The organism is Micromonospora craterilacus (genome assembly GCF_003236315.1).
GTDB lineage: Bacteria > Actinomycetota > Actinomycetes > Mycobacteriales > Micromonosporaceae > Micromonospora > Micromonospora craterilacus.
The window spans coordinates 1-7,996 of record NZ_POTY01000288.1 but is presented as its reverse complement, the minus strand read 5'-3'; the positions used below and the strand labels follow the sequence as shown (position 1 = coordinate 7,996).

The following is a 7,996-nucleotide window of genomic DNA, read 5'->3' as shown; positions in this document are numbered from 1 at the left end:
GGTTCACGATCCGCTCCACGGTTCGCCGCCGCGCTGCCGCAGCGACCGGGCGAGCAGCGGCGGGCCCATCACGAGCCCGGCGAGCAGCAGCCCGGCGAGCAGCATCAGGGTGTGTGACAGCCGCCAGCCGCCCTCGGCCTCAAGAGAGACCGGTACGCCCGCGACGTACTCCCCGCCGCCCGCGCCGTTGCCGGGATCGTCGGAGATCGGGTCCCCGGTGATCGGGTCCACCGCACCGTTGCCCGAGCCGGCGGACGGCCCGCCACCCGGCCCGGCGCTCGGGCCGCCGGAACTCGGGCCCGCGCTCGGGCCGCCGCTCGGTCCACCCGGCGTGCCCGGCTGGCCGTTCGACCCGCCTGGCTGGTTGCCACCGTTCGAGCCGCCGTTGTTCTGCGGCGTCTTCTGGGGGGCGCCGCCGGTGCCGGTGTCGCACTGGACGGTGGCACCCTTGCGGTCGCACTCGGGCGGGTTCGGGGTGTTCTTGGCCAGCGTGTTGGTGCCGTCGTTGGAAAAGGTGGGGTTGTTGCAACTCTTGATCTTGTTGGGCTGCACCTCGACGCCCGGGATCTTCTCCACCTGCTCCAGACCCGCCTCGACCAGGTTCTTCGGCAGCGGCGAGTAGCCGAGGGAGTCCGCCTGCTGCTGCCCCTCGCAGAGCAGGTAGTAGCCGAAGGCGGCGAGGGTGCGGCCCCGGTCCTTGTTGAGGCCGTACTCCTCCTTCGTCGGCAGGATCATGTAGGAGTACGAGGAGAGCGGGTAGGCGCGTTTGTCGGGGCTGGCGTAGACGCCGTCCAGCTTCTGGGTGAGGTAGACGCTCCGGTCCTTGTTGGCCGTCTCGATGTCCGCGAAGGTGAGCGCGACGGCGACGTTGCGGGCGGTCGGCTCGATGTAGTAGCCGGACTTGTTGAGCACCTTCGCCACCGGGAAGCCGGCCTTCTTCGGGTACGAGTACTCGACGTACGTGATCGCGCCCTCGCCCTGCGGCTGCCGGACGTACCCGGAGACGTTCTCCGAGCCGTTCTTGGCGACGAACCCCTCACTGGTCTTGTACGGGAAGTACGAGGTCAGCCCGCAGGGGGTGCGCTTGCCGTTCTTGGCGCAGTAGTCGTTCCAGATCTCCGGGTACTGCTTGCTCAGCCAGAGCGTGAACTGCGCGCTGGTGCCGGAGCCGTCCGCCCGGACGACCGGGACGATCCGCCGCGCCGGCAGGGTCAGCGACGGGTTGTCGGCCTTGATCGCCGGGTCGTTCCAGAACTTGATGACGCCGGTGAAGATCTTCGCCACGTTCTCGCCGGAGAGGCGCAGGTTGGTGACCCGGCGTCCGCCGATGTTGAGGTTGTACATGAAGGCCGTACCACCGGCCACGATCGGCATGTATGCGAACTCCCGCGCCGGCGGCTGGTCGGCCGCGCGGCCGAAGTTCGAGTCGTAGAGCCCGTACTGGATCTCCGAGACGCCGAAGTCGACGGTGCCGTTGGCGAACTGGGTACGCCCGTCCGTCGAGCCGCTGGCGCTGTAGTTGACCGTCATGTTGAACTGCTTGACGTTGGCGCCCCACTGCCGCAACGCGTTCGCACTCCACGTCGAGCCCGCGCCGCTGATCGGGATGTAGCCCGGCGCGGCCTGGGCGACGGTGGCGGGAAGCACGACCGCTCCGACGGTCGCCACCGCGACGACGGCGCGGAGCAGCCGGCCGATCCGGCCCCGGCTGCCGCGCATCCTGTTCCTAAACATGACCATCCTCGCTGTCGCTCCTGGGAACGGGTGGGGAGTCGGGTACGACAGTTGTGGCGCGCGAACGTTCGCGATCGGCGAACCGTCGGGCGTCCCGGTAGGAGGCGACCATTCGTCGCCGCAGTTGCCGCTTGCTGAGGTTGCCGGCTCCCCGACCGCCCACGAACCGGGCGAGCGCGAAGAGGAACAGGACGAGCAGCATCAGGGCGGCACCGCTGCCGAAGCCCCGGGCGACCATCAACGGTTCCGGCGACTTGACCGCGTCGAAGGTGAACAGCGGCAGGGACACCTGCCAGCCGGAGAAGGGGTTGGCGTTGAAGTTGGTCGCGAACCCGGCGGTGAGCAGCACCGGCGAGGTCTCGCCGATCCCTCGCGCGGTGCCGAGGATGACCGCGGTGGTCAGTCCGGACCGCGCCGTCGGCAGCACCACCCGCCACACCGTCTGCCAGTGCGACGCGCCCAGGGCCAGCGACGCCTCGCGCAGATGCCCCGGAACCAGCCGCAACACCACGTCCGCGGCGCGCACGATGATCGGCAGCGTCATGATGCTCAGGGCCAGGGAGGCGGCGAAGCCGGACTTTCCGATGGCGAGCCACTGCCACCGCTCGGGCAGGTTCTCCTGGGCCCAGCGGCCAAAGATGAGAATGACCGACAGGTAGATGAAGAGCCCGGCCACGATCGACGGAAGCGCGGTCATCGCCTCGACGATCGTCCGAACGAAGCGGCTGAACGGTCCCGGGAACTCGCTGAGGAAGACGGCGCAGATGACCCCGGCGGGCACCGTGATCGCCAGGCAGATGGCGATCTGCTCCAGGGTGCCGACCGCGGCGTGCAGGATGCCGCCCACGGTGACCGGATCCAGCGGCCCCGCCGAGGACATGTCCTGGGTGATGAAGTTCAGGTGGTGCAGCGCGTCCCAGCCCCGGAACAGGACGTAGGCGACCACCAGAACGAGCGCGCTGACCAGCACGAACGCGAGGCTGTGCACGATGACCGAGACCACCCGGGCCCGCACCGCCGGGCCGGGGTTCTCGTACGCGACCAGCACCGTGTAGAAGGCGACGAAGCTCAGGTACCCGACGACGATCATGCCCAGGATGCCGCTGAGCGGTGCCAGCTGGTTGAAGAGCAGCACCGTGAAGCCCACGGCCGCGGCGGCTGCGGCGAGGACCGGGAAGAACTCGCGCTCGCCGCTGCCACGAACCACGCGCCGCCACTCCGCCGCCGGCCGCTCGGGCGGGGTGGGAACGGTGGTCCTGGTTTCGGTCTTGGTCAACCCGGTCATCGGGTCATGCCTCACTCTCGGCACCGGATCGACTCCGCACGATGATCGTCGACGCGATGAAGTTGACGACCAGCGTCATGAGGAACAGGGCGAGGCCCGCGGCCATCAGTGCGGAGAGCCCGAAGTCGCTCGCCTCGCCGTACTGCTGGGCGATCAGGGCCGAGACGGAGATGCCGCCGTTCTGGAGGACCTGCCACTTGATCTCGAAAACCGGCGTGATGATCATGTAGACGGCGATCGTCTCGCCGAGGGCCCGGCCCAGTCCGAGCATGGTGCCGCCGATCATGCCGCCCCGGCCGAACGGGAGCACGACGGCCCGGATCATGCCCCACTTGGTGGCGCCGAGGGCGTACGCGCCCTCCCGCTCGCCCACCGGCGCCTGCGAGAAGACCTCCCGCATCACCGACGAGATGATCGGCGTGACCATCATCGCCACCACCATCCCGGCGATGAACGTCGACGAGGTGTAGACGGACATCGTGGCGAGCGGGTCGCGCGGGTCGACACCGTCGACCCGGAAGATCGGAATCCACCCCAACCAGGTGGAGAGCCACCGGGCCAGGTAGATCACCTTGCCCTCCAGCAGGTACGCGCCGAGGAGGCCGTACACCACGCTCGGCACCGCCGCCATCAGGTCCACCAGCGAGACGAGCGTGCGCTGGAGCCGGCCGGGCGCGTACTCGGAGATGTAGAGCGCCGTCCCGATGGCCAGCGGTACGGCGAAGCTCAGGGCGACCATCGCCACCAGCACCGTGCCGACCAGCAGAGCCGCCACTCCAAAGTTGTTGGAGTCCGGGTCCCACGCCTCGGTCGTGAAGAACGACCAGCCGGCCACCTGCAACGCCGTCGAACCGCGGTAGAGCAGGAAGCAGCCGACCAGCAGCATGATGAGCAGCACCGCGGCGCCACCGGCCCGGGCGATCAGGCGGAAGACGTGGTCGGAGGGGCCGACCCGGGTCGTTATCTGGCGAGGTGCCTCAGTGGACTCCTCGGCGGCCACGCCGGGGATGGTGGTCGTGACCATCAGCGGCCCACCACGGCGAGACGGTTGACTGGCAGGCGAGAACGCCTGACCGTGCTGCACACCTGGAACGCCACCTTTCCCGAACCGGCTCGACCGGTGCCGCCGCCCCGTTCGTCGCAGGGCTCACGCTCGGTGGGAGCGGTGACGCCGCGGGCAGGCGAACACGTACGCCAGACATGTGACCGATGAATTCCGGATGTCCGCGCTTCCGATCGAGTTGCCGACTCGGCGGAGGTGCGCAATTCGACGCGTCCGTCCAATTCGGTGCGTCCGTCCGGTCTGTTGTCCATCGACCCGACAATCCCGACTACCGACAACGGATCTTTCACAGCTCGCCCGGCATCCGGAGTCGGGGCCGGTACGCCTGACCGAGCGACGATTGCGCCAGGCCGGCGCCCAGAGTGCGGGGCGAGCGGATCCCGGTGTCTTCCGTTTCCGCCGGCCGGTGGCGCCCCCTTCGGGCGCTCCGGATGCCGACCACGATCTCCGCCTGCGGCACCGCCTCCAGAAAGCGTTCCAGGTTGTACGTGCACTCCCGCGCCCGCAGGTAGGACCGGCTGGAGACGGCGACGATGCGGCCGTTGAGTTCGAGCCGCCAGATCCACTGCCCGGTCATTTCGACCGTGCCTTCGAGCGGCACCACCTGATCCACATTTTTCTGTAGATCGAGTACCGACTGCCGGCAGTCGGCATAGACGTCGTGATAGATGGCACTTCGGCCAAGTTGCCGATTATTGGGCGATACGAGCATCCAAAGGATGCCTTCGCGCACGGGTACGCCCTGCGCCTGCGGCACCGGCGCGGCAAGGAACACGTAACGTGGACGCTGCACCTTGATCCCTCCCTCAACCGCGGACCGAAACCGCACCTGACCTGGCCGCAGATTTGACTGCTGGAAACAGGCTCGACACGGACAATGACTCAGTCAGCAGCCGATCGCTCACGCCGGACATCCGGAACGTGAACAGCGGGTTCATGCTCATCCACCGTTCGGATACAAAGCACTTCCAACGGGGGGAGCGGGCAGCGATTGATGAGGGTTTGTGCCCTTATGCACTCCGGGATTCAGCCCGGGTGACGGATCGGGAAACCATTCCCGACCGTCGATGCCGGTGGCATGCGCAGGCCGGGCCGCCGCCATCCACGGTAGCGGCGGTCAGCTGAGTCACCGGGCCGCCCGGCCGCCGCGACGGCGCGGACGGTGGCGGGCATGGCACAACCCGGCTCGGAGCGGAGGTCGAACCGCCCAGGGCGACGTAGCGCGGCGCGGGCGACCGGGCCCGGCCCGACTCCAAGGTCAGGCCAAGGTCAGCCCGAGGTCAGGCCCAGACCTGCTGCGGCTCGGCGCGGCGCTCGGCCAGCGTCGGCGCGGCGTCGTACTCGCGGACCACCTCGTAGCGGGTGTTGCGCTCGACCGGCCGGAAGCCGGCGTCCCAGATCAGGTGCAGCAGGTCGTCCCGGTGCATGGTGTTCGGCGTCCCGTACGAGTCGGCGTCGTGAGTGATCTTGTATTCCACGACCGAACCGTCCAGGTCGTCCACCCCGAAGTTGAGCGATAGCTGGGCCACCGAGAGCCCGTGCATCACCCAGAAGCACTTGACGTGCGGCACGTTGTCGAACAACAGCCGGGACACCGCGAAGGTCTTCAACGACTCGGCCGGCGAGGCCATCGTCGTCCGGGCCTGGATCCGGTTGCGGACCTTGCCGTCCGCCGAATCCACGAAGTCGTGCTGGTAACGCAGCGGGATGAAGACCAGGAAGCCGCCGGTCTCGTCCTGCAGCTCACGCAGGCGCAACACGTGGTCGACCCGGTGCCGGGGCTCCTCGATGTGGCCGTAGAGCATGGTCGACGGCGTCTTCATGCCCTTGCTGTGCGCCAGCCGGTGGATCCGCGACCAGTCCTCCCAGTGGCAGGCGTGGTCGACGATGTGCTGGCGGACCTCCCAGTCGAAGATCTCCGCGCCGCCGCCGGTCAACGACTCCAGCCCGGCATCCATCAGCTCGTCGAGGATCTCGTCGGCGCTCAGTCCGCTGATCTTCTCGAACCACTGCACCTCGGTCGCGGTGAACGCCTTGAGCTTGACCTTCGGCAGCGCCGCCTTCAGTTCGCGCAGCACCTTCGGGTAGTAACGCCAGGGCAGCGTCGGGTGCAGGCCGTTGACGATGTGCAGCTCGGTGAGCTGCTCGTCCTCCATCTCCTTGGCCTTACGGACCGCCTCGTCGACGCGCATCGTGTACGCATCCTTCTCGCCCGGCTTGCGCTGGAACGAGCAGTACGCGCAGGAGGCGGAGCAGACGTTGGTCAGGTTGAGGTGCCGGTTGACGTTGAACATGACCCGGTCGCCGTTGTCCTCGGTGCGCTTGTGGTGCGCCAGCCGACCCAGCCAGGTCAAATCGTCGCTCTCGTAGAGGGCGATCCCGTCCTCACGGGTCAGCCGCTCTCCCGCGTACACCTTCGCTTCGAGCTCGCGCTTGAGTCCGGCGTCCATCGAAAGCCCCGTCCCTTCCACCTGCGGTCGCAACCGGAGCCCGGTCGCAACCAGAGCCTACGTCGGCCGCAGACGCAGCTCACACCGTGGTCCGTTGGCAGTGTGGGCGTCACCAGACTCTCAGGCTCCTGTTACCCGCCCAGACATCGACACCGCGATACCGGGTGCGGTAGACAGGATGGGGCACGACACCCTGATGGCGTTCCCCCGCCGCCGCGTCCCCCCGGCGCGGCGCAGCACGCCGGAAGAGGAGCGGAATGGTCGACAGCGCGAACGGGCGACGGCAGCGGCGACGGAGCCCGGTGATCTCACCGGTGCTGCGACCGATGCTCTGGTCCGCTCTGATCAGCGCCGTCGCCAGCGCGGTCCTCGCCGCTCCGGCCTACGCCGACCCGACCGTGCCCGTCACGGTGCCCGACACCGGTTCCCGGCCGGTGGTCACCGGCCAGTTCCAGCTGCCTGGCGGCGCCCCGGCCGGCGGCACCCCCGGCGTGGTGACCCCGCCAGTCACCAACCCCGGCGCCAGCGCCCTCGAAAACCAGATCAACGCCGTCGAGGTCCGGGTCGGCGAGCTCGGCACCCAGCTGCTCGAACTGGAGCAGCAGCGCAACGAGGCCGAGGCCCAGCTGCTCGTCGCCGAGCGTGAGCTGGAGTTCGCCCGGGCCAGGACCACCGAGGCCCAGCAGCGCGCCGATCAGGCCGCCGCCGAGGCGATCAAGGCCGCCGCCGCGCTACCGCCCGGCGACTTCGCGGCCGACCTGCGCGACCTGGACCTGCTCCGGCGGGCCCACCTCGGCGAGAAGTCCGAGCACGCCACCGGCGCGGCGGCCGGCGAGATGGCCCGAGCGCGCGCCGACGAAGAGGTGGCCACGCAGGCGTACGCGGCGGCCGAGTCCCGAATGCGGGGCGTCCAGGAGCAGTACGCCGCCACGCAGAAGGCGCTGCGCGACGAAGAGGCGAAACTCATCAAGCTGCGCGAGGACAACGCCGCGCAGCTGATCGAGCTGGCCCGCCAGCAGGAACGCGCCGAGCAGCAACTCGGTGCCGACTACGTCGACCAGTCGGCCAACGGGCAGGTCGCGCATCCCACGGCACTGGCCGCGGTCGCGTACGCCCGCAAGCAGCTCGGCGACCCGTACGTGTGGGGCGCCACGGGACCGAACTCCTTCGACTGCTCGGGCCTGATCTGGTCGGCGTACCGGTCGGCGGGCTACTACGGGCTGCCCCGGGTCTCTCGCGATCAGTACTACGCGACCAGGTCGCGGACCGTGCCGCGCAACGCATTGCTCCCCGGCGACCTGGTCTTCTTCGCCTCCGGCAGCAGCTGGCAGAGCATCCACCACATGGGGATGTACATCGGCGGCGGCAAGATGATCCACGCCCCGACCACCGGCGATGTGGTGAAGATCTCGACCGTCCGCTGGTCCCGGCTCTTCGCCGCGACCCGGGTGGTCGGTGCGGTGC

Annotated in this window: 6 protein-coding genes; 1 reads left to right on the top strand and 5 read right to left on the bottom strand. The window is 69.0% G+C overall.

Annotated features, from left to right (window positions below):
- Nucleotides 1-3: 3 nt before the first annotated feature.
- From pstS to mqnE, 5 genes are all read right to left on the bottom strand, one after another.
- On the bottom strand, nucleotides 4-1,734 hold the full coding sequence (gene pstS / locus C1I95_RS29830) for a phosphate ABC transporter substrate-binding protein PstS (RefSeq protein ID WP_233513971.1): 1,731 nt from the start codon (nucleotides 1,732-1,734) through the stop codon (nucleotides 4-6).
- Nucleotides 1,727-3,019, bottom strand: a complete 1,293-nt coding sequence (gene pstA / locus C1I95_RS29825) for a phosphate ABC transporter permease PstA (RefSeq protein ID WP_111218877.1) — start codon at nucleotides 3,017-3,019, stop codon at nucleotides 1,727-1,729. The genes pstS and pstA overlap by 8 nt, the downstream gene beginning before the upstream one ends.
- A 4-nt stretch (nucleotides 3,020-3,023) precedes the next feature.
- Entirely contained in the window at nucleotides 3,024-4,043 is a 1,020-nt protein-coding gene (gene pstC, locus C1I95_RS29820) for a phosphate ABC transporter permease subunit PstC (RefSeq protein WP_111218875.1), read from the bottom strand.
- Between the two features lie 325 nt (nucleotides 4,044-4,368).
- On the bottom strand, nucleotides 4,369-4,875 hold the full coding sequence (locus C1I95_RS34960) for a hypothetical protein (protein WP_146605897.1): 507 nt from the start codon (nucleotides 4,873-4,875) through the stop codon (nucleotides 4,369-4,371).
- 487 nt (nucleotides 4,876-5,362) lie between these two features.
- The gene (mqnE, locus tag C1I95_RS29810; RefSeq protein WP_111218871.1) at nucleotides 5,363-6,532 is read right to left on the bottom strand and encodes an aminofutalosine synthase MqnE; all 1,170 of its coding nucleotides are present in this window, start codon (nucleotides 6,530-6,532) and stop codon (nucleotides 5,363-5,365) included.
- Nucleotides 6,533-6,789: 257 nt separating this feature from the next.
- Between mqnE and C1I95_RS29805 the strand changes: the two genes are divergently transcribed.
- Nucleotides 6,790-7,996 (top strand): C40 family peptidase (locus C1I95_RS29805; protein ID WP_111218869.1); only part of this gene is annotated, 1,207 nt, incomplete at its 3' end.

What these genes read in the sequence shown, in the direction of transcription:
- pstS (WP_233513971.1), bottom strand. Translation starts at nt 1,734, where the DNA reads ATGTTTAGGAACAGGATGCGCGGCAGCCGGGGCCGGATCGGCCGGCTG.
- pstC (WP_111218875.1), bottom strand. Translation starts at nt 4,043, where the DNA reads ATGGTCACGACCACCATCCCCGGCGTGGCCGCCGAGGAGTCCACTGAG.
- mqnE (WP_111218871.1), bottom strand. Translation starts at nt 6,532, where the DNA reads ATGGACGCCGGACTCAAGCGCGAGCTCGAAGCGAAGGTGTACGCGGGA.
- pstA (WP_111218877.1), bottom strand. Translation starts at nt 3,019, where the DNA reads ATGACCGGGTTGACCAAGACCGAAACCAGGACCACCGTTCCCACCCCG.